The organism is Streptomyces sp. CO7, assembly GCF_053474865.1.
The window spans coordinates 997,958-999,163 of sequence record NZ_JBRIOU010000004.1; the positions used below are offsets into that span (position 1 = coordinate 997,958).

Sequence of the window (1,206 nt, forward strand, 5' to 3'; positions counted from 1 at the left end):
GTGGTGGGCGGCGTGGTCGGTCCGGCCGTCTTCAGCGTCAGCCCGTACGAGGACAGGATCGGGTTGACCGGGTAGTAGTAGGTGGTCCCGCCGGAGGAGCAGTTGCCGCTCCCGCCGGAGGTGACGCCCTGCGCCTGGCTGCCGGAGATGAACGAGCCGCCCGAGTCGCCCGGCTCGGCGCACACCGAGGTCCGTGTCACGCCCGAGACGGTGCCCTCCTGGTAGGTGACGCTGGTGTTGTGCTGCTGCACGGTGCCGCAGCGCCACCCCGTGGTGGACCCGGAGCGGCAGATCGACGCGCCCACCGCCGCCTGCGTGGAGCCGGCCACCTGGGAGCCGGAGCTCACCACCGTCGCGGTCGCCGTCCAGTTGGCGTTGACCGCCACCCACGCCATGTCCCGGCCGGGGAAGGTGGAGCCCTGGAAGGTGCCCTGGGCGACCTGGTTGTAGCCCGAGGTGGACTGGCCGACCGTGCCGCAGTGACCGGCGGTGACGAAGCCCTGGGTGCCGGACCGGGTCACCGGGAAGCCGATCGAGCAGCGGCCTCCGCCGCCCATGTAGTAGGCGTCGCCACCGCGCAGGTCGTAGTAGGTGCGGGGGCGCTCCGCGGTGCGGACCACCTCGACGGCCGCCGGCGCCACCGCGGCCGCCTCGACCAGCGCCGCGGCCGCGGCCGGGTCGACGGCTTCGACGACGACCTTGTTGCGCCGGGGGTCGACGTAGCGGACCGGGGCGTCCAGGGCCGCCGCGGACGTCCGGGCGGCCCGGTCGAGACGGGCCGCAGCCGCCTCCAGCTCACCCAGCGAGCGGTCCACGACGACGGCCCGGGCACCGGTCCGCTCGATGACCGGGACGTCGGAGCGGTCGGTGGTGGCCACCGTGAGCGTGCCGGAGTCCGCGCCGCCCACCCAGGAACCGGCGTGGTCCGCGCCGAGCGCGAGGCGCAGCCGGCCGAGCGTCGCGCCGGCCTCCGCCTCGTTGGCCAGACGGCGCTCGGCCTGCTCGGCGGTCAGGCCTAGGTCGCGGCGGAGCGCCTGGAGGAGTCCGGCCGGGGCCCGGTCGACCCGGAGGGTCTCGGCGGCGGAGGGGGCCTCCGCGACGGTCGGGGCGGACGGCACGGTCGGGCGGGCGGCCGCGGTGCCGACCAGGCCGGACAGCACCAGCGTGCCGGCGGCGAGCAGCGCCGCGGCGCCGGCGGCCGGGGAG

1 protein-coding gene is annotated in these 1,206 nt (G+C 76.8%); it reads right to left on the reverse strand.

The features are described 5' to 3' along the window. On the reverse strand, positions 1-1,206 hold a 1,206-nt coding region (locus ACOV8S_RS17390), incomplete at both ends, for a S1 family peptidase (RefSeq protein ID WP_448318898.1).